The sequence below is a fragment of the Colwellia sp. SU-HH01172 genome (genome assembly GCF_057553355.1).
This window is the reverse complement of record NZ_BAAJMB010000008.1, coordinates 180,633-201,433: the sequence shown is the minus strand read 5'-3', so window position 1 is coordinate 201,433 and position 20,801 is coordinate 180,633. Positions and strand designations below refer to the sequence as shown.

The following is a 20,801-nucleotide window of genomic DNA, read 5'->3' as shown; positions in this document are numbered from 1 at the left end:
CTAGTGAAATTAATAATGTCATTTAATACAAAAAGCCGCAATGTTGCGGCTTTTTTATTTTACTCAATGTTAGAAGGTGTAACGTGCACCTAGTGCATAACGTGCGCCCAAATCTTCTAAACGCCAAAGTTGTACTTTGGTACGACCATGGGTGCGTGAATCTTCTTCGGTGATATTAATTCCCTCGAAAAACACCGATAAATTTTCAGTTACTTCATAGGCAACATTGAAATCAATTTGTGAATAGGACTCGGTATAGCCAGGCTCATTAATATATTGAGCTTGAGTATTTAAGAAACTATCACGCCAGTTATAAGCGATACGTGCTTGGAAGCCGTCTTTCTCATACATGGCAACAAGGTTAGCGGTATCACTTAAGCCAACAAGTGCAAATTGCGTTACGGTTGGATCACCATTATTGTCAAAACCGATATCACCATTGACCGTGGTATAGTTTGCTTGAATACCAAAGCCCGTATCGCCAAAGAAGTGTTGCACGGCGAACTCCATACCGTAGATATTTGCTTCTTTGTTATTAACGTATTTAGATACCGTGAAATCCATAAGTGGATCATCAGAATTCGGCATAATATCATATGCTTGCTCAAATTCTTCGGCGGTCATAGAGTCGAAATCGACACCATTTTCCATTGCCGCCACCATAGAGAATAAATTGGTATCGGTTACTTGTAGGCCAAGTGCTTCTAGTGCCGCTTGGGCTGCTAAAGCACGAGGTCCAGCGGTGGCATCTCGTAAGCCATAGACATTTTCAATAACGGGTTCACGACCGGTAAAGTTACTGACGCGCTTATCATAAAAGCCAATCGAAACATAACTGGTATCTTCGAAGTACCACTCTGCTGAAATATCGACATTATTAGACTCAAGCGGCACTAAGCTTGGATCGCCACTTGACGCTGTACCAAGCTGTGCTCCAGCTAAAATGGTTGGATTACTTGGTCCACTAACACCGCCTGGCGCCGCACTTAATTGGTCATAACGAGGACGGGCAATGGTTTTGCTATAAGAGAATCGAGCTTTAACGTTGTCGATAACTTCTATATCAAAATCGAAACTAGGTAATAAGTGATCATAATCTGCAGAGCCAGAGAAATTCTCAGTGCTACCACCGTTTTGAACATTGAAGTCATTATTTCCTTCCCAAACTACAGCTGTTGGTAAAGCAATATTATCTGTCGATTCCACATCGGTGCTTGCATAACGTAAACCAGCACTTAAGTTGTAAGGCATACCACCTAACTCGCCAGCAAGTTCGAATTGGAAAAATAACGCGGTAACGTCTTCTTTAATTTTACGATTAGTGCTGTATGAGTCATGAGCTAAAAAGTCAAAGCCGTAGGTGCCAGCTGCCCAAGCACCTATTTGTGATGCACTACCCGTTACACCTTCACCATAAACACCTGAAGTGCTGTAGTCATCAATTAGGCTGGGAATATTAACCGGTGTTAAGAAATCTTCCGGAAGCTCGCCAGGATTTTCAACACCCCAGTTACCCATGGTATGGCGAGTGTCTGACTGTAAAGCATGACTTTCCATTGAGCGTGCTTCAATACCAAATTCGATACTGCCTTCATCAAACTCATAAAGGCCGCTCAAACGTACTTGATCAATTTCGGTTTCTTGTTGTGCACGAGTTTTATCTAAAATTGAAGTACCAATGTCTGCGTTGTCTAATTGGTTGTTACAGTTCAAGCCGCGACTTGCTGCACAATCATCAAATGTTACTAACAACTCAGGTAGGCCATTGTTAAAGTTAACACCTTGGCCTGCCACGATATTGGCACCTAAACCGGCGTTAACCCAACTACCATATTCAGCCCCTGGGCGACTATCAGCAGATGAACTGTGGCCATCAAAGGTGACGGTAAATTGATCATTCACTTCATATTGTAAATTCAAACCGATAGATTTATTTTCATTAATTTGATTTAACTCTTGTTGTGCTAAACCTAAATCTCGTGGTGCTTGATCTCGGCGCTCTTCGCTATAACCAACTGGTGTTTTTACCGTATTGTCATCAAAGGTTAATGCAGATTTATAGGTATCCATCCAAATAGATTGCTCTGCACGATTAGCATGGATGTCTTGTTTCGAGTACGTGTAATCAAGCGTTGCCGTTAAATTGTCTGCTGGTCGATATTGCAAAGTTACTTGAGCATTGGTGCGTTCGCGTTCATTGTCCTGTACAAAGTAACGTAAATCAGACGGTAATGAGAATAGTTGTCCTGCTGCTGGCGCATTGGTCAGGACCGCTGGCGTGCCATCCTGTTGTTGTGGAATGCTGGAAATATCTTCATAGGCATTAGTACGCCATTGATTAACAAACGCCCCCGCAGCTGAACTATCACGTCGTTGAAAGTTTGCTGAGATAGAGGCGCCAAAGCGTTCCTCTTCATCTGTCCAGCTCAATAAACCGGACAGCTCAGGTGTAACATCGCTGCCGACACGGTTGGTTGTGTCATGTAATGCTTTAACGCCAAAGCTTGCTTGTGTGCCTGGATTGTCGAGCGGCTTGCCGGTAACAATATCGATTGTTGCACCAATACCACCAGTGGCAGTATCTGCTCTACCTGTTTTATAAACTGAGACAGATTTAATCGCGTCTGAAGACAAGTTGGCAAAATCAAAGGCACGGGTACTATTATCGCCAAGTGATGCACCCGGCATAGTACGGCCATTTAAAGTGACCATATTATAATCAGGACCGAAGCCACGTACTGTTACCTTGCTACCTTCACCATTGGAACGATCAATAGAAACACCGGTAATACGTTGTAATGACTCTGCTAGGTTGGTATCAGGAAACTTACCAATATCTTCTGCTGAAATAGCGTCAACGACACCACTGGCATCGCGTTTTAGTCTAGTCGACTCTTTAATGCTAGAGCGCATTCCGGTAACTTGGATGACCTCAATTTCTTTTTCTGCGTTTGACGCCTCTTCCGCATATACTGGTGCAACAGAGCTTACGCCTAAAATTAGCGATAAGCTGGTAGCTATGCGTGACTTTTTATATATTTTGTTATTCACTTGCATCTCCCCTCGAGACATTTAATCACATTCAACCTAAGTATTCATAAGTAATTTTGTAAGCGCTTACATTTTGTGTGTTTTTTAAAAGTTCGGTTTTATCAATTTATATTTGTAAGCGCTTACATAAAGTTAGTTGAAAATAATATTAACGTCAATATTTATTTGTATATAAATTGAGCTTTTTATTTTATCTTATTGATTATAAATACTTTAAACTATCTTGTTGGCCTTGTTTTGATTGAGGCTCTTGGCTTTTTCGATAAATATTTAACGCTTTAAATATTTAATAATTTATTTTTATGAAAGCGCTTTCATTTTTTATTGGTTTATGATTAAACTAAATAGTGAAATGAATAATTCTGCGGTGTAGTTTAACTATCACTGAAGAGTAATTGACTTTATTGTGGTGCTATTTTATCTGTAAAGATAGGAATATTTTATGCAAGCTCTTAAGTTAAAAGAAAAAATATCGTACGCCTGTGGCGACGTCGCGTCCAATTTCTATTGGCGGGTATTCGACGTATTTCTCTTTATTTTTTATACCGATGTCTTTGGTCTTCATCCAGCCGCTGTTGGCACTATGATGCTAGTAACTCGTTTAATTGATGCATTTTCAGATCCCGTTATGGGAGCATTAGCCGACAGAACACAAACACGCTTTGGTAAATTCAGACCATATTTATTGTGGGGAATTTTACCACTCGTTGCTGCTGGTGTGTTGGTATTCACTGTGCCCGATTTACAGGACGACGGTAAGTTAATTTGGGCCTATGCCACCTATATATTTATGATGCTGGCCTATACCTTTATTAATGTGCCGTACGGGGCGTTATTAGGGGTCATGACCGGCGATAGCCAAGAGCGCACAACGCTAACAAGTTTTCGTTTTATTGGTGCCTTTTCTGGTGGTAGTTTAGTCGCTTATTTAACCCCTACGTTAGTGAATCAATTGGGTCAAGGCGATCAGGCGCTTGGTTGGCAAATGACCATGGCACTGTATGGCTTGGTTTCGGCATTGCTATTTATTATCAGCTTTTATAATACTCGTGAAAGAATCGCACCACCTGTCGGCCAAAAAACCGCCGTTAGTACCGATATTAAAGATCTATTTAACAATAAACCTTGGATAATATTATTTAGCTTAGCGCTAATTGTCATGATGACAATTACCTTGCGAGCTAGCTCAGGTACCTTCTATTTTAAGTACTATGTTGGCAGGGAAGATCTGATTGGTAGCTTCTCCTTTGTCTATATGATTTCGTTGGCATTCGGTGCAGCGAGCACGCCAATTCTAACTAAATTTTTTGACAAACGAACTTTGCTAATGGTGTTAATGGCCATTGTTGCCGTTTTGTCTAGCGCGTTTTATTTTATCGATAAAAGCCAAATCAGTTTGATGTTTACTTTGCAAATTATCATCGGCTTTTGTTTAGGGCCAAAATCACCTTTGGTTTTTTCTATGTATGCGGATACTGCCGATTACTCAGAATGGAAAAATGGTCGACGAGCGACAGCAATGATTTTTTCTGCTGCTGCATTTGCGCAAAAACTTGGCGGTGCACTGGCTGGAGCCATGATGGGGTGGTTACTGGCATCAATGGGGTATGTTGCCAATCAGGTGCAGTCTGCTGACTCATCTAATGGCATCGTATTATTGATGACACTTATTCCTGGGGTCTTTGCCCTCATTTCAGTTTTTATTATCCGTTTTTACGCTCTGTCTGACGAAGCTGTGCATGAATTGCAAGTCGAGCTGAATGAACGAAAATCGCTTGAGGAGTTAAGTTAAGTGATGAACAGTAAGCAAGCATCGGTTACCAGCATATTTCCGTATCAGCACGATTTATTGACCAAAAGAATTAATTGCTTTGATCCCGTTATGATGAAGTTTGCCAGCGGTTTTTTATGGAATAAAACCATGATGATTCATATGAATTGTCGTGGCTATGCGGTAAGTCAATTTATGCAACCTGAGCCGAGCAAATATTCCGCTGCGCCCAATATTGAAGCTAAAACCTTTATGCAACCTGAGCAGGGCTATTTTTCACACCACCCCGGACGTTTTTTTTATGTTAAGTGTCATGATAGCGGGCAGGTATTTTCTTTACCTTATGAACCTATGCGTAAACCATTGGAAAAATTTACTTTTTCAATTGGTTTGACGGATATTGTTTGGCGCATTGAACATCTTTCGATTGAATTTATTTTAACTTTATCTTTGCCAGTGTCAGGGAGCCAAGAACTGTGGCAATTAGAAGTTAAAAATTTAACGAATAAAACGAGAAATATCAGTATATATCCCTGTTTTTCGATAGGTTACAAGTCATGGATGAATCAGTCGGCGGCCTATCATGCAGATTTAAATGCCATAGTAGCTAGCAGTATCACGCCATATCAAAAACTTGAAGATTATTATAAAAATAAGTCGTTAAAGGACGATACCTTCTTTTTGGCTGAACAACCTCCGACAAGTTGGACATGTGACCAACAGGCATTTGAAGGTGAAGGGTCAATACAATTTCCTGATGAAATTAAAGCAAGCAAACTTGCTCAAAGCAATGCTTATTATCAAACGCCGATAGCGGTTATGCAGTACGATGTTGCGTTGTCTGCCCAAGAAAATAAGCAGTTTAAGTTTGTTTTTGGTGCTTGTAAGAATTTAGAGGAAGTGCAGAGCATCCGAGAAAATTTCTTTGAAAAAGCACAGGCGTTTGATGAAAGTAATGCTAAATATCAAAACTATATTCAGCAATCACAGCAAAGTTTTTCTCTAGAAAGTGAAGATGTCGCGCTCAATCAATTTGTTAATCATTGGTTACCTAGGCAAGTATTTTATCATGGTGACAGTAATCGACTGACCACAGATCCACAAACGCGAAACTATTTACAAGATGCGATGGGCATGTGCTTTATATCGCCAGAAAAAACTAAGCAAGCATTGTTAACAACGCTCTCACAACAAAAGCGCAATGGCTGTCTTCCTGATGGCGTATTGCTGCATTCCGATGCACAGATTAAGTACATTAATCTTATCCCTCATAGCGATCATTGTGTTTGGCTACCTATTTGTTTGCAGGTCTATTTAGATGAAACTAACGACAGAGATTTTCTAAAGGAATTAGTCGGATTTAAAGATCATGACGAACTAATAACGGTTGCTGAGCATGTTGAATTGGCGATGGACTATTTACTTCATGCTACCGATGCGCGCGGCTTAAGTTACATTGAACAAGGTGATTGGTGTGATCCACTTAATATGGTGGGTCATAAAGGCAAAGGTGTCTCAAGTTGGTTATCATTAGCAACAGCCTATGCGGTGAAAAAATGGTGTAGTATTTGTGAATCTTATGGCTTAGCAACAAATAGTAAGTTAGCTGAGTATCAGCTTGCCGCGCAAGCAACGAATGATGCCGCCAATAAGCATTTTTGGGATGGTCGTTGGTATGCTAGAGGTATTACAGATGACGATAAACATTTTGGTGTTGCTGACGATCCGCAAGGAAGAATTTACTTAAACCCACAAAGTTGGGCAATGTTAAGTGGCGCGGCGACTAGCCAACAAGTTGATTGTTTGCTCGATGAAATTAGTCAGCAATTAGCAACGCCTTTTGGCCCTATGATGTTAGCACCAAGCTATACCAAAATGAGAGAAGATATTGGCCGCTTAACGCAAAAATATCCGGGCACCGCGGAAAATGGCTCCGTCTATAACCATGCCAGTATTTTTTATGCCTATAGCTTATTTCAGCATGGCTACGCAGATAAAGCCATGGCGATTATTCAGCAGATGTTAACTAGCGAAAAAGATGTTTTAGTGCGACAACAATTGCCGGGTTTTATTCCTAATTATTATCGTGGGGCATACCATCAAAATCCAGATATGGCCGGCCGATCGAGTCAGCTTTTCAATACCGGAACGGTTGCTTGGTTGTATCGAGCAATCATTGAAGAATTATGTGGTTTGAAAGGCAACGCCGGAGGGTTAATTATTAGCCCTAAAATTCCCACGCACTGGCAAAACTTAACCGTTAAGCGTAAATTCTTAGGGGCTGATATTTTGATGAAAATTACCCGAAGTAAAAAAGTTAAGCAACGAATGATAGTGGCTGATGGCGTGCGATTAACGAAAAATAAACTGGAAAATATTCAACCGGGAAAGCAATACTGTTTAGATGTTGTATTGCCTATAACAAGCTAAATTGTTTTGAAAACAATCGTTGCGTAACCTTGGTGAGTATGAAGCGTAAATATGACTAAGCTATTTATTATTATGGGCGTTAGCGGTAGCGGTAAATCAACCATCGCTGCTCAAGTTGCCAATGATTTTAATTACGACTATATCGATGCAGATGATTTTCATTCTGACGAGGCAAAAGCAAAAATGTCTGCTTCAGAGCCCTTGACGGATAAGTTAAGAAGCGAGTGGATGCAGCGACTAACACTATTTTTATCAAAAGAATCACAGCAAGATAAACCACTGGTTTTAGCACATTCATGTTTAAAAAAAGTGCATCGAAATATGTTACGTACGGTTGGCTTTCAGTGTCATTTCTTTTTCTTAGATGGCAGCGAGGCATTGATCAGTGAGCGCATGAAAAATCGTAATGGACACTTTTTTCCAATGTCACTGTTGCGTAGTCAGTTTCAGGCCTTAGAACACCCGAAATTATCGCAGCGTGTTAGAGAAGAATTAGATATCAGCTTAGTTAATATTGAACAAAGCTCTGCTGCGATAATATCGCAGATTGAACAAAAGGTTATGGCACTAATTACCAATTAATCTTTTAAGGATATATAGATAAATACTCTTGAGGTTTTTATGAAAATTACATTAATTAAATATACGGTAAAAATGTTGGCGTTAAGTGCTGGCTTATTTGTCATCAATAGCAGTTATGCAATAGAAGCTAAACAAACAAAAGTAGCGCCTGCTATCGATGGCTTTATGGACTCGTTATGGCAAGCAGCAAAGTGGCAACCACTTAATCAGCATATTTTAGGTGACATGCCCAGTGCTGAAGACTTTTCTGGTCGCTTTAAAATCATGTGGGACAAAAACAAAATTTATCTTTTAGCGGAAATTCAAGATGATGTACTTTTTGATAATCATCCTGACCCATTAAATGCCTATTGGGATGATGATTGCTTAGAAATTTTTATTGATGAAGACAGATCCGGTGGCGAGCACCAATTTAACTTCAATGCCTTTGCTTACCATGTGGCACTCGACAACCAAGCGGTTGATATCGGCTATAAAACTAAAGATGGCCAACCTGATTTTATGCTGCTTAATGACCACCTTAAAAGTGCATGGAAGCGCCAAGCCACAGCACCACATAAACTTATTTGGGAAGTAGCTTTAGATGTTTACGATGACAGCTTTGATTACGTAACCACTAGGGCGGGTAGTAAAAAATTTAACGATGCAAAACCAGTAACATTAACTCCGAATAAAGAACTAGGTTTCATGCTTGCTTATTGCGATAACGACAGCAGTGCCAGCCGTGAGCATTTTATCGGTTCTGTGGCGATAGAGCCTAAAAATGGTGATAAAAACTTGGGTTATAAAGATGCGGGTGTTTTCGCGCCATTAACTTTGGTTGAGTGATTTGGAATAGAACTATATTACTGTAACGCTGATCGAAATTTTTGAGTCTTCGCTTAATTTAATGACTACTTAGATTTAATCTACACCAAAAGCACTATTGCATTCCAAACAATTAATTGGGCTTTGAATATATAATTGTGGTTCTGTTCTTAGTTGCCAACAGTAACTGCCCTCTAAGGCCCCTTTTCCTTTAATTATTTCCAATTCTCTCGCCATTAGTCTTTGATTATTGCTAGTTAAACGCTCTATTTGACGAAAAGCTCTAGCTGCAGATTTATGTTTAGGCCTAGACGAAAGCGCCTGTTTTTCTATGTTATCTGGAAATTTTATAGGTTTATCTGAAAGTTCTTCCAACATATAACCCAAAAAACCGAGCCAATTTTCTTTCTGATTAAACAAAAATAAAGGAAGATCACAGTTTTTAAATACAGAAATAAATTCTATCCTAAGGGTCTCAATAGAGAAAATACAAGAAGCGTTTTTAACAAATTCTTCAGTGCAAGAGCGTGTGTCGTTCTCAATGCCTTTTAAAAATAAATCAGTCATTTTCACTAACATATTATAGCAAACTGAAGAGCCAGATAATTCAGTGTGAAACATCCAATTGCAAAAAAAATTCAAATGTTGAAACTCTTGTTTTAATCTTTTCTTTTCAAGGTACTGCCGCACATCTGAGAAAATTTTGACAACTTCGCTTTGCGAAATATTTTTTGTACTACTCATCTTAGATAGTGAGCTTTTTAAACTTAAAACTTGTTTACTCATAAGTGACAGTAATTCACGTTAAATCTAACCGTTGATTGTGGAAACGTCTCAGTAATATCCGTCTCATAAATTTCACTTAATATTACATAATTTCAAAGCTTTAGAAGCAACAAAGTGAATTTATGCTCTGTGTTGGATAACGCAGAGCTGTATTAGTGAAATCCAGTATAGGACTCGCATCTTGACCCTAAGTGCTTAAATCCGCTACTGTTACTGGCAATTATCTTTATGTGAATGCAGGAACATTATGGTTAATGTTGATGTGGTACAAACAATCGCCGCAGTGCCAAGTGAAGTGAGTAAAATATTACTCGATCATCAAAATGCCGGGCGGTTTTTTGATGCCAAGTTTTCAATTGCTAAAACTGCCGATGAAGGTGAAGTTTTTGGCGGCAAGGGTGCTATTCGTAATTTAAACGTCGCTGGCGTTAAATTTTCAGAGCAAATATTGATTGCTAACGATAACCATATTCGCTATGCCATTGTTGGTGATCGACCGTTGCGTGGTCATCAAGGTAATATCTATCTTGAGGAACAAAACCCTTCTTCTACTTCGGTTCGCTATACTATTGTTTGTCAGGCGCCTAAATGGCTGCCTGATAAATTGGTTGAGTTTTTATTGTCACAAGCGATGAAAAAAGCCTTAGTTAAAATCAACAAACATTTTTTAGCGCTGGCGAATTAAGAGAAAACCCGTAATGAAAACATCCTACCTGCTAGCAATTGACCAAGGCACAACCAGTAGCCGCGCTATTATTTTTAATGCGTCGGGTGAATTAGTCGCAAGCGCCTCAGAAGAGTTTGAACAAATATTTCCTGACGATGGTTGGGTTGAACATCAGCCAGAAGCCATTTGGCAAACTACGCTTGCAACCTGTCGAAAAGTTATCGCGAAAAGCGCTTTGCAGGCTGAAGATATTCTGGCTATTGGTATTACTAATCAGCGTGAAACCACTTTAGTTTGGGATAAAATCACGGGCGAGCCGATTTACAATGCCATTGTTTGGCAAGACAGGCGTACAGCAGAGCGATGCAAGAATCTACAGAAAAATGCAGACATTGTTACTAAGGTAAAAGACAAAACAGGGTTACTGCTAGACCCTTATTTTTCGGCCAGTAAAATCGAATGGTTGTTAAATAATGTTGCTGACGCTCGTGAGAAAGCAGAAGCTGGAAAGTTATGTTTTGGCACAGTGGACACTTTTTTACTTTGGCATTTAACCAAAGGAAAAACATTCGCCACCGATGCTACCAATGCCTCTCGTACCATGTTGTTTAATATTGTTGATAATTGCTGGGATGACGAGCTATTAACCCTATTTAATATTCCTAAAACCATGCTGCCTGAAGTCAAAAATAGCGCCGATGATTTTGGTGTAACAGCAACAGAATATTTTGGTCAGCCAATTGCCATTAGCGCAATGATTGGCGATCAACAAGCAGCGTTAGTTGGCCAAGCGTGTTTTGCAAAAGGCATGATGAAAAGTACCTATGGCACGGGTTGTTTCGTGATGGTAAATACTGGCAAGCAAGCGCAATACTCGCAGCATAAAATGCTAACCACCATAGCGTATCGCTTAGCTGGCGAAATAACCTACGCACTTGAAGGCAGTATTTTTATGGCGGGTGCCACCATGCAATGGATACGCGATGGTATAAAACTGATTGAACATGTTGAGCAAAGCCAAGCGCTTGCCGAGTCGATGACAGCGGAAAATCATGTTTATCTTGTGCCTGCGTTTACTGGCTTAGGCGCGCCACATTGGCAGCCTGATGCTCGCGGTGCCATTGTTGGACTAACACGAGATTCAGGCATTACAGAGATTGTTACCGCGGCTTTAGCCTCTGTTGCTTATCAAACTCGAGATTTATTAGTTGCACTGCAGCAAGATGGTATCGACACCACACAGTTACGCGTTGACGGTGGCATGGTGATTAATGATTGGTTATTACAGTTTCTTAGCGATATTTTAAATTTAGTGATTGAGCGACCGAAAGTTACGGAAACCACTGCGCTAGGTGCGGCATTGCTGGCTGGCTTACAGCAAGGCTTATTCGAAAATGTTGAACAAGCGGCTGAATATTGGCAAGTTGAAAGTAAGTTCTGCCCTAAAATGAGCGAGGAAAGTCGCGCTCGTCATTATCAAGGTTGGTTAACGGCTCTGGATAAAGTGCTGGATTAGCACTCATTTATCTATGGTAAGATATTGCACTGTATAAATAAACAGTTTTAGCTGCTATGCTAAGAAAAGATATTATTTTTAACTGTTTAGATAACGTATTTGCTTTGAAATTATATATTGCTGAAAAACCCAGTTTAGGTCGCGCTATTGCGGCGGCATTACCAAAACCACAGAAAAACCAAAAAGGCTATATTGAGCTAAGTAATGGTGATGTGGTGAGTTGGTGTATTGGTCATGTGTTAGAACAAGCTGATCCTGAACATTACGATGCCGATTATAAAAAATGGCAAATGCAGCATTTACCTATCATACCCACGCAATGGCAGTTAAAACCGAAAACCCAAACTCGCTCGCAATTAACGGTTTTACGAAAATTAGTTAAACAAGCGGATGAAATTATTCATGCCGGTGATCCTGATAGAGAAGGGCAATTACTGGTTGATGAAGTGATTGATTTCTTAAAAGTATCGAAGACGAAAAAACAGCAAATTAAACGTTTACTGATTAGTGATTTGAATTTACCGGCGGTTAAAAAATCTTTAGCAAACTTACGTAGCAATCAAGACTTTATGCCCTTGTCTATTTCTGCGCTAGCGCGTTCTCGGGCTGATTGGTTATACGGTTTAAACTTAACTCGCGCCTATACCTTGCAAGGCCAAAAAGCGGGCTTTAATGGCGTACTTTCAGTTGGTCGAGTACAAACACCTATTTTAGGTTTGGTGGTTAGGCGTCAGCAAGAAATCGACAATTTTGTCGCGAAAGACTTTTACGATGTTCATGCCCATTTACAAACCGCAAACCAACAGCAATTCATCGCTAAATGGCAACCGAGTGAAGCGTGTCAGCCTTATATGGATGAAGAAGGGCGAGTGCTTAATCGTGCCTTAGCTGAAAATGTAGTTAGCAGAATTGAAAACCAGCCAGCAGTCGTGACCTCGGTTAGCGAACAAGAGAAAAAACAAGCCGCGCCGTTACCTTATAACTTATCTGCCTTGCAAATTGATGCCGCAAAAATCTATTCGTTAAATGCAAAATTGGTGCTAGATGTTTGTCAGTCATTGTATGAAAAACATAAGTTAATTACTTACCCGCGTTCTGATTGTCGTTACTTACCGACTGACCACCATCATCAGGCGATAAGTATTATTTCAATGTTGGCGAACTCCAATGAAAGCTACGGCGCATTTGCTAAGAATGCGAATGCAGCATTAAAAAGTAAGGCATGGAATAACGCAAAAGTCAGTGCTCATCACGCGATTATTCCCACTGAAAAGTCAGCCGCTAATATTTCCTTAAATCCGTTTGAGAAGAATGTTTATTTTCTCATTGTGCGTCAATACCTTGCCCAGTTTTATCCGGCGTATGTGTTTAATCAATCTAAGGTGGAAGTGCAAATTGCTGGCGGTATATTTTCAGCCAATGCGAAAACGCCAATAGCGCAAGGTTGGAAAGTACTGTTTCAACGTGCGAAAAGTAAAACAGCTAAAGCTGATGCTGCTAATCATGGTGCCGAGCAACAGTTAACAGAACAATCATTACCTAAATTAACGCAAGGTGAGCAACTGCATTGCCATCGTGGTGAATTAATTTCTCGGATTACACAAGCACCTAAACACTTTACTGACGCTAGTATATTGGCGGCGATGACAGGGATTGCCCGTTATGTTACCGATAGCAGTATCAAGAAAATGTTACGTGAAACTGATGGCTTAGGCACGGAAGCAACCCGCGCTGGTATTATCGACTTATTATTTAAGCGTGGCTACTTAGAACGCAAGGGTAAGAGTATTCATGCAACCGCGATAGGGAAGTCGCTGATCAACGCATTGCCTGTGGCGGCAACCTTGCCAGATATGACCGCACACTGGGAAGCAACGTTGACTAATATTAGTGAAAAAACCAGCCGTTATGATGACTTAATTACACCGCTAACAGAAACATTGCACGGCATGATTGCGCAATCAGAGCAGCAATCTTTCGCTGGGCTACCCAAAGTGCCATTTAAGCGTAAATCAAAAGCTAAAAAGCGTTATACAAAGCGCCAATAAAAAAGCCTCAGAGATTGGGGCGATGTTTCTTCAAAGTTTCACTGCCAGTTAAGGAGTGGCTAAAGTGTTGGCAATGTAATTTTCAACGACTGTGGTCAATACGTTTAGTGGCATAGAACCGTTGCCAATCACGACATCATGAAAGGCTTTAATATCATAAGCGTCACCAAGTTCGTCTTGAGCTTTTTGGCGCAACTCAAGTATTTTTAGCATTCCTGTCATATAAGCGGTCGCTTGCCCAGGCCAAACACTATAACGAGCAATCGCGCCGTTAAAACCGACGTTTTCAATATGATATTGGTCTGCTTGGTTATAACTCCAGCCCTTACTGTGAATGCCGGTATCAACAACTAAACGAGCTGCTCGCATGGCTTCAAATTGTAAGCGACCTAAATCACCTATTGCATCATTGGCGTACCAATTAGCATCTTTTGCTAATCGTTCTGCGTACAAGCCCCAGCCTTCAATGAATGAGGTAAAATTACCTTTTTTTCTAAATAAAGGTAGATCGAGTTCGTTAGCGAGGGCAATTTGTAAATGATGTCCGGGTACAGCTTCATGATAAGCCAATGTTGGCATTGTCGTGTAAGGGGAGTTTTGTGAAGTATTAGCATAAAAAGCACCCGGGCGAGAACCATCGTCTGAGCCGGCAATATAGTAGCCACCAGAAGTGCCACCAATCACGACAACTTCTTGCACTGGCAAGATATTAAAAAGCTTAGGAAGTTCAAGGTATGCATCGGCAATTAATGATTCATAAACAGCTTTGGTTTGGTTGGCAGGAATAAGCTCGGCGTCATTGTCAACGCGAGCATAAAGTTGTGCAATGGTTTCATTTTGTGGGTAGCCAAGTTGGTCAAACAACATTCGCATTTCCGCGTGTATTCTTGCTAGTTCGTCAATACCTAATTGGTGAATTTGATCTGCGGTTAAATTGCCAGAAGTATAATAGTTCAGCGTGAAGTCATAAAAATCCTTACCGCCCGGAAATTGACCAAAGCCTATTTGACTGGGAGCCTCATTTGCTAAGGTCGCCATTTTACTTGCTAAGCTCGCATAGGCGGGGATGACTTTTTCATTAATGGTTAAAATGGCTGTATCGCGCAAGCTAGTTTTGTCGGCATCTGAAATGTTATCCAAAGTAGATAATTGCTGATTAAAAGCCTGATAATAACTGGTTGCAGAAGCAGTAGAGTTTGCGATGCCAGCAACTAAGCCTTGTGAATAATTCAGTGTTACGGTTGGTTCAATAACACCTGCTGCTTTGCGAGCATCGAGTAAGGTTTCAATTTGGCCGAAGCGTCTACCGAGTTGATTGAGTAATGTTAAATAAATATCAGCTTGTGCCTTATCATTAAAGGTAAAAGCTTGCGTGAAGAAGGTTTCAGTACTACCGGGCCAGCCAAAAAATCCATAGGTAGCGGGGTATTGAAAATCTTTAAATTCTATCCATTGAATTTTAGCTTGTAAATCAGCACGATAAACATCGTAGGATACTTGCTGGCTTTGAGACAATGAGGCACGATCATAGTTTTCTAGCTGTTGTAAAATAAGCTGGTAAATCGCTTTAGACTGTTCATTAAAAATGTCTGAGATATTACTAAGCTGCACGGTTTCGCTATCAATTTGCTCGAATAAACCGTCCGATATCAAACTTTCACTGTTACGTAAGCTAGTAACATTAAATGCTTGGGTGAAAAAGTCATCAATATTTGCCGTCGGCAGTTGGCTAGAAATTTGTGCAAGTAAAGTGGTGGTGTCATCTAGAACATAATCGTTTACTACCGGTAAAGTGATCGTGGGCGGTGTGACCACAGGAGCTGGCGTTGTTGAACTGTCGCTACTGCTACTTGAGCCACCACAAGCACTTAGTGATAGGATGATTGCTGTTGCTAATAAATACTTTTTCATATTACACCTATATTGTTCGGTTATTTTTTTATAATTTTTAGGTAACCACTTATCCATCTTATGGTAATTTCATTTAAATGGCATAATTTAACTTTTCTATAAAGGCATTACATTTGAGCGAAAATTATCTTTAACTACTGGCACTTAATTGAATTTATGGATAAAAAAATAAATTTTCAAGGTTAAGATTGACGGTTTAATTTAGCTATGAAATTGTATCAATTTATGACAAACATATGTCGCTCCTGACAATGTTTGCTGATCAGTGAGTTAACTCGGAATTCGTTATTTTTTAATATTGGCATAGTATTAAAGTAGTGTTCAATGCAATTTTCTTGGCTATGCGTATTATTTTATTGTTCTTTGTTTTGTTTTTTATTTGTGTAAATAAAGCTTGGTCGGTAAATGAAAAACAATTTTCATTTTGCTATGAAAATTGGCGGCCATTTGTCTATTCAAATTCAGTCGGTGAAGCTGAAGGCTTACATATTAGTGCTATAAAAAATGCATTAGCGCCACTAGGTTATCAACTTGTTTTTATTGAGTTACCTTATATGCGATGTTTGAAGAGGGTACAGGCGGGTGAAATTGATTTCGCAATTCATGTTGATGAAATGGATGATATATTGCTAATAGATTATCCCATCGGCAGTTGGGATTTGTTATTTGCATATCAGGCTAGTTCAAAGGAAAAAGTGGTTGGCGATAAAAATATTAAGATAGGAAAAGTTGTTATTGCCAGAGATTATAATTACCCGCAAGTTGTTCTTGATATGCTTAAAGTCAAATCAAAGCAAATTCTAAAGCGCTCTTTTTATACTCGTAATCAGCAAGACGTAAAAAACTTGTTTAGATTAGTAGAGAATGGTTTTGTTGACGCCATTTTAGTTGATAAATCATGGGCGTTATTTGAAATGTCTCGGCAAAAACTTGCGATTACGCTCAGTAAGCATGTCTTGTATTCACAGCCCCAGTATATTGGCTATATTAAGCAGAATAGTGCCGCCGCGGAAAAAATATTTCAAGCGTTGACGGCACATGCCAATCAGTAGCTAGTCAGCTAGCGGTTGGTTAATTGTCGCCGGACTTGCAACAAATATGTTAAACGGTAATGGCTCATCTAATGCGCTGTCATCAATAGCGACCTTGATAAAACCTGATTGCTTGAAAAAACTGCTCAGCTCTTCTTGGTTGTTATCACTGCTCTTTAAATTCAGTGCTTGGTAGTAAGCTTTGTTTTCCTCGGTTTCACAATCATCAGCATCGACAAATAAATGCATCGGCATGCTCAATACTGAGATAGATTGCGCTTTAGCGTAGTGTTGAGCAATTTCGCTAAGTAGAAACTTTGCCACACCTTGTTGACGGTAGTCAGGTAAAACGCTGATCGCTTCGAGTAGGATATGATTTTTAGCTTTTGTATCTATTTTAACTTTTAGTTCTTCGGCTAAATCGGCTGCGATATTCTGCTTTTTGAAATACACATTAAGGGGAACTTCCCAATCTGTTGGGCCCGCTTGCGCAAGTAACTCATAACTTTCATCAGCACCACGATGCTTATTTAAGGTGATGATATCAAGTTCTGCTTTGGCGATGACTTGGTTATCGTCATTTTTGACGTTGATCTCTTGTGTAAGCTGCCAATCAAAGGCGTTTTTAATTTCTGGTTTACTAAATTCGATAGATAAGTTCATGTTATTTATGTGTTATTTGTAACTAAGTTTGCAATTACTGTTAACAACTACCTTTTGTTAATAATTGGAGCAATTCGTGCTGCACCAAAATAAAGAATATGCCTGCGGTTATAACATTACTGGTAGCTTCATTCTAGTGAACAAGAGCGCTTTTGGATAAATATCGATGAAGGTATTTTTTTGCACATTGAATTTGCTTATTTTTTGATCTAGTTGTACCCTTGGGTTAAAGGGGTCAATAAGTTTCAAATATTCTTGCTGAAATTTTTCACAATTGGAGGGGCGTTTGGAAATAATTATAAATATTGATGACGAAACGCCGTTATTTACGCAATTGATTGTGCAAATAAAACAAGCTGTAGTATCTGAGAAAATTAAGGTGGGAATTCCTTTGCCGTCCATCAGACAGCTAGCTAATGATTTAGAGATTAACCATAAAACGGTTGCGAAAGCTTATCGAATTCTAGAGCGTGATGGCGTGATTGAAACTAAGGGTTATCGCGGCACTTTCATTCACCCTAATGCCATTGCCAATTGCGCCAATGATATGAATCAAGCAGTTAATAAACTGTTGAAGGAAACGCTTGAGCAATTGAAAGAACTCGGTGCAACGAATTCTGAAATCCGCATTGCTTTTAATCGTTTAATGAACAATAGCCATAATTAAGGAGTCGTCATGTCAGAGCATTTTTTATTATATGTTGTTTTTGCGAGTCAGGTTTTTGTCATATCGTATTTACTACCGTTAAAGCTGCGTTTACGGGCGAGTGAAATAATGGCCAACTATCCAGCGGATGAATACCCTAAATTATATCCGTTGAGTGTTGAAAAAATTGAAAAGAAAATTAATCAATTGATGTTAATGACATACGGGGGACTCGTATTAGGTGTAGCGTTAATTGTGCATGGGCTTTATCTGCAACCAGCTGAAATGCTGGGCTGGGATAGTCAGTCAGTGATCATGATTTACTACATGCTACAGGTTGTGCCACTAGTATTATTAGCATTATTTGGCGAGCGTTATTTTAGTAAAATGCGCCGAGTTAATGATGCCGTGATCCGTAAGGCAAAACTTGCGCCACGCAGTATTACTAGCTATGTATCTAAAGGCTTTATTGGCTTAGCGATTGGCGTTTACGTGATGTTTATTTTATTGGTGATTTATGTCAGTCAGCATCCATTTGATGGCTTTGCCGGGTACGTCAATATTTTAGGTATTACTTTGTTAAACGCGTTTTTTGGTTTAGGTATCTATAAATATGTCTATGGTAAAAAAATTGACCCACACCAAAGTGATGAAGACCGCTTTAAGCAAAGTCGTCGTGTCGTTCAGTTGATGCTGTTTTTTAGTATTGCCGCCACGATCAATATTTCAATGAGTTTTTTGTTATCCACATTTGATTTGAGGCACTTGAATGATGTTGTTGCCAGTGTTTATTATCAAATAATTATGTTGGTGCTGATTTGGCCAAGCTTGCATGAAGATGGCAACTTTGAGGTTTATAAAGCCAATAATTAGCCGCTAATGGGTAAGAAAGTATTCTCGATAATACTTTATAAAGATTGGGTCATTACGTTCACTTTCTCGCCAAGTGGTTAAGGCTTGTTGGTACTCAATGGTCGGCTTTATTTCCTTCAGTATCGTATTTACTTTTTGTATGACCTGTTTACCCCATGCATTTTTGGGGCATGCCACTGAGCCGACGTCATAAAGAGGGATATTAGCAATCGGAAAGGCGGATAATTGCACTTTTGCCTGGGGATTACTTTTTAAGTAATGCTGAATTTCAAAAGGATAAGCGATTGTTACATTAACTCTATTGAGTTCAACCATTTTAAATATGCGGGCGAGGTCGATATTTTGTAAAGGAAGAAGTTTCTTTTTCTGGCTGTGGGTATTAAAAATATTATCAATGGCTTGACCATAAGAGCGACCTTGTACGTGCCCGACGGTAAGTGATTCATGGTGCAAAAGCTTTTCCAAATTCACTCTGTTATTTTCTAAAAATGGTGCGACCGTATCAAGCTTAGCAATAATTCTATTAGTTGGATTTAGAATTGAAGCATTTGACAAATACATGTTTGCTTCGCGCTCAGGCGTGATATAGAGCGCGGGATGACATACCTTATGGCCTGATTTGATATCTGAAATGGCTCTTGCTAGCGTCGTAGCTGGCATTTCGTGCTGATATTCAGGCATTTTATCAATAAGCAATTGCAGGGTTTTTTGTACAAAACCTTGGCCTTTATTTTCACCGTAATTAAATGTACCGGGTGGCCGGTGATAGGTTTGCCATAAAATAGTTTCTTTGCCGATAGCCGAAAAAGGTATGGCGGCTATTAACCAAGCTATACCCATGAAAAATTTTCGGTACTGCATTTGCGCTGTCATTGATTAATACAACTAAGAAATTTAGTTTTCACTATACCTGATAATTGAATGCCTGAGCAAAAAATATATGTCTTAGCTAACTCTGAGCGCTATTGCACAATAACTTCTTGACCTTCGTTTAAACGTTCCGCTCCTCTGATTGCCACTTTATCTCCGTGTTTTAACTCGCCTTTAACGCTGACTCGTTCAAATGTACCATTACCAACTTCAACTGGTAGACGGTGTACTTTATTATCTCTGTCAATTTTTACCACAAAGGTTCCGTCTTGGCGCAAAATTAATGCATCGCGATGCACCGTCAAGCTATTCTTATTTACTTGAATAGGCACAGTAACTTTCACCAATTGACCGGCTGCCCATGTCTCATTCAAATGAGAGGGAATATTAATGCGCACTTCAAAGGTTTGTGATTTTGGATCGGCACTTGGAATAAGCGATGTCACCTCGGCATTGATTAACTGACCGTTAGCGGTAATATCTAGCCCATGGCCTTTGCGTACATAAGCAAGATACTTAATCGGCACGTAAAGTCGAACTTCTAATTGTTCGGTGTCGAGTATTTTCAGTAGTAAATCACTGCGGTTAACGTCGGTACCTGCTCGAACAATACGTTCGGTAATTACGCCAGAAAAAGGAGCGGTGATTGTTGCCCGTTGAATCTGATCCTCAATTTGCTTGAGCTTTAATTCCGCTATTTCAATATCTGCCATGGCCAAATCATACTGAGATTGGTTTTGATCTAATTGAAACTGAGATGCCGAATTGGTTTGTCTTAGCTTTTCTAAACGCTGAACTTCATTTTTCAAATAACGAACATTTATTTTGGCGCGTTTAAGCTGGGCTTGTTGTTCTAACTGCATTAATTTTAATGGTAGCAAGTCCATTTTTACTAACACATCTCCTTGTTGTACCAAGGTGCCTGGTTCTGCTAACCATTCAATTCGGCCATTAACCCCAGCGGTGATTTGTATATGTGAACGGCTATGAATAGTGGCCATTAAGTCTGTCGTTGCACCTAAACTCATTTCTGTCACTTGATCAACTTTTACTGGTTTCGGTGGTGGCCCTTCGGCGGCAATACTCTGACTGGCAAATAAAATCGCGACACTAAGTATGCTGGTGATGGTTTTCTTCATTATAAACATG

The 20,801-nt window shown here is 39.7% G+C and carries 16 protein-coding genes; 10 read left to right on the top strand and 6 right to left on the bottom strand.

Annotated features, from left to right (window positions below; all coding sequences use genetic code 11):
* Positions 1-69: 69 nt before the first annotated feature.
* Complete coding sequence (locus tag AC27JP_RS18330; protein ID WP_487117408.1) at positions 70-3,057, bottom strand: TonB-dependent receptor; 2,988 nt, start codon at positions 3,055-3,057, stop codon at positions 70-72.
* Positions 3,058-3,493: 436 nt separating this feature from the next.
* Between AC27JP_RS18330 and AC27JP_RS18325 the strand changes: the two genes are divergently transcribed.
* Genes AC27JP_RS18325 through AC27JP_RS18310 form a run of 4 tightly spaced genes read left to right on the top strand, consistent with a single transcriptional unit; the run spans position 3,494 to position 8,662 of the window.
* Positions 3,494-4,843 (top strand): MFS transporter, encoded by a 1,350-nt coding sequence (locus AC27JP_RS18325; RefSeq protein WP_487117376.1) that lies wholly within the window; start codon positions 3,494-3,496, stop codon positions 4,841-4,843.
* 3 nt (positions 4,844-4,846) lie between these two features.
* Positions 4,847-7,252, top strand: a complete 2,406-nt coding sequence (locus AC27JP_RS18320) for a GH36-type glycosyl hydrolase domain-containing protein (RefSeq protein WP_487117407.1) — start codon at positions 4,847-4,849, stop codon at positions 7,250-7,252.
* Between the two features lie 51 nt (positions 7,253-7,303).
* Positions 7,304-7,834, top strand: a complete 531-nt coding sequence (locus AC27JP_RS18315) for a gluconokinase (RefSeq protein ID WP_487117375.1) — start codon at positions 7,304-7,306, stop codon at positions 7,832-7,834.
* A 39-nt stretch (positions 7,835-7,873) separates the two neighbouring features.
* Complete coding sequence (locus tag AC27JP_RS18310) at positions 7,874-8,662, top strand: sugar-binding protein (protein ID WP_487117374.1); 789 nt, start codon at positions 7,874-7,876, stop codon at positions 8,660-8,662.
* 75 nt (positions 8,663-8,737) lie between these two features.
* Here AC27JP_RS18310 and AC27JP_RS18305 read toward each other — a convergent pair whose 3' ends face one another.
* The gene (locus AC27JP_RS18305) at positions 8,738-9,427 is read right to left on the bottom strand and encodes a hypothetical protein (RefSeq protein WP_487117373.1); all 690 of its coding nucleotides are present in this window, start codon (positions 9,425-9,427) and stop codon (positions 8,738-8,740) included.
* Positions 9,428-9,674: 247 nt separating this feature from the next.
* On the opposite strand from AC27JP_RS18305, the gene AC27JP_RS18300 reads away from it, so the two are divergent.
* The 3 genes from AC27JP_RS18300 (at position 9,675) to AC27JP_RS18290 (ending at position 13,658) form a co-directional block, all read left to right on the top strand.
* Positions 9,675-10,112, top strand: coding sequence for an SRPBCC family protein (locus tag AC27JP_RS18300; RefSeq protein ID WP_487117372.1), 438 nt, complete (start codon positions 9,675-9,677; stop codon positions 10,110-10,112).
* A gap of 13 nt (positions 10,113-10,125) precedes the next feature.
* On the top strand, positions 10,126-11,610 hold the full coding sequence (gene glpK / locus AC27JP_RS18295; protein ID WP_487117371.1) for a glycerol kinase GlpK: 1,485 nt from the start codon (positions 10,126-10,128) through the stop codon (positions 11,608-11,610).
* Positions 11,611-11,714: 104 nt separating this feature from the next.
* Positions 11,715-13,658, top strand: a complete 1,944-nt coding sequence (locus AC27JP_RS18290; protein WP_487117370.1) for a DNA topoisomerase III — start codon at positions 11,715-11,717, stop codon at positions 13,656-13,658.
* 48 nt (positions 13,659-13,706) lie between these two features.
* On the opposite strand, the gene AC27JP_RS18285 is transcribed toward AC27JP_RS18290, so the two are convergent.
* A complete protein-coding gene (locus AC27JP_RS18285; protein ID WP_487117369.1) occupies positions 13,707-15,569 on the bottom strand; it encodes a DUF885 domain-containing protein in 1,863 nt (620 codons plus the stop codon).
* Between the two features lie 341 nt (positions 15,570-15,910).
* Between AC27JP_RS18285 and AC27JP_RS18280 the strand changes: the two genes are divergently transcribed.
* Complete coding sequence (locus tag AC27JP_RS18280) at positions 15,911-16,621, top strand: hypothetical protein (protein ID WP_487117368.1); 711 nt, start codon at positions 15,911-15,913, stop codon at positions 16,619-16,621.
* Here the strand turns inward: AC27JP_RS18280 and AC27JP_RS18275 are convergent, their stop codons facing one another.
* Positions 16,622-17,263: a GNAT family N-acetyltransferase gene (locus tag AC27JP_RS18275; RefSeq protein ID WP_487117367.1), complete on the bottom strand. Its 642-nt coding sequence runs from the start codon at positions 17,261-17,263 to the stop codon at positions 16,622-16,624.
* 286 nt (positions 17,264-17,549) lie between these two features.
* Here AC27JP_RS18275 and AC27JP_RS18270 point away from each other — a divergent pair, with 286 nt between their 5' ends.
* Both AC27JP_RS18270 and AC27JP_RS18265 read left to right on the top strand, forming a co-directional pair.
* Positions 17,550-17,930 carry a GntR family transcriptional regulator gene (locus AC27JP_RS18270; RefSeq protein WP_487117366.1) on the top strand — a complete coding sequence of 127 codons (381 nt, stop codon included), beginning with the start codon at positions 17,550-17,552 and terminating at the stop codon, positions 17,928-17,930.
* 9 nt (positions 17,931-17,939) lie between these two features.
* A complete protein-coding gene (locus AC27JP_RS18265) occupies positions 17,940-18,782 on the top strand; it encodes a hypothetical protein (RefSeq protein ID WP_487117365.1) in 843 nt (280 codons plus the stop codon).
* 3 nt (positions 18,783-18,785) lie between these two features.
* Here the strand turns inward: AC27JP_RS18265 and AC27JP_RS18260 are convergent, their stop codons facing one another.
* Together AC27JP_RS18260 and AC27JP_RS18255 are read right to left on the bottom strand one after the other, a co-directional pair.
* Complete coding sequence (locus AC27JP_RS18260) at positions 18,786-19,655, bottom strand: TIGR02285 family protein (protein ID WP_487117364.1); 870 nt, start codon at positions 19,653-19,655, stop codon at positions 18,786-18,788.
* 89 nt (positions 19,656-19,744) lie between these two features.
* Entirely contained in the window at positions 19,745-20,800 is a 1,056-nt protein-coding gene (locus AC27JP_RS18255) for an efflux RND transporter periplasmic adaptor subunit (RefSeq protein ID WP_487117363.1), read from the bottom strand.
* Position 20,801 lies beyond the last annotated feature (1 nt).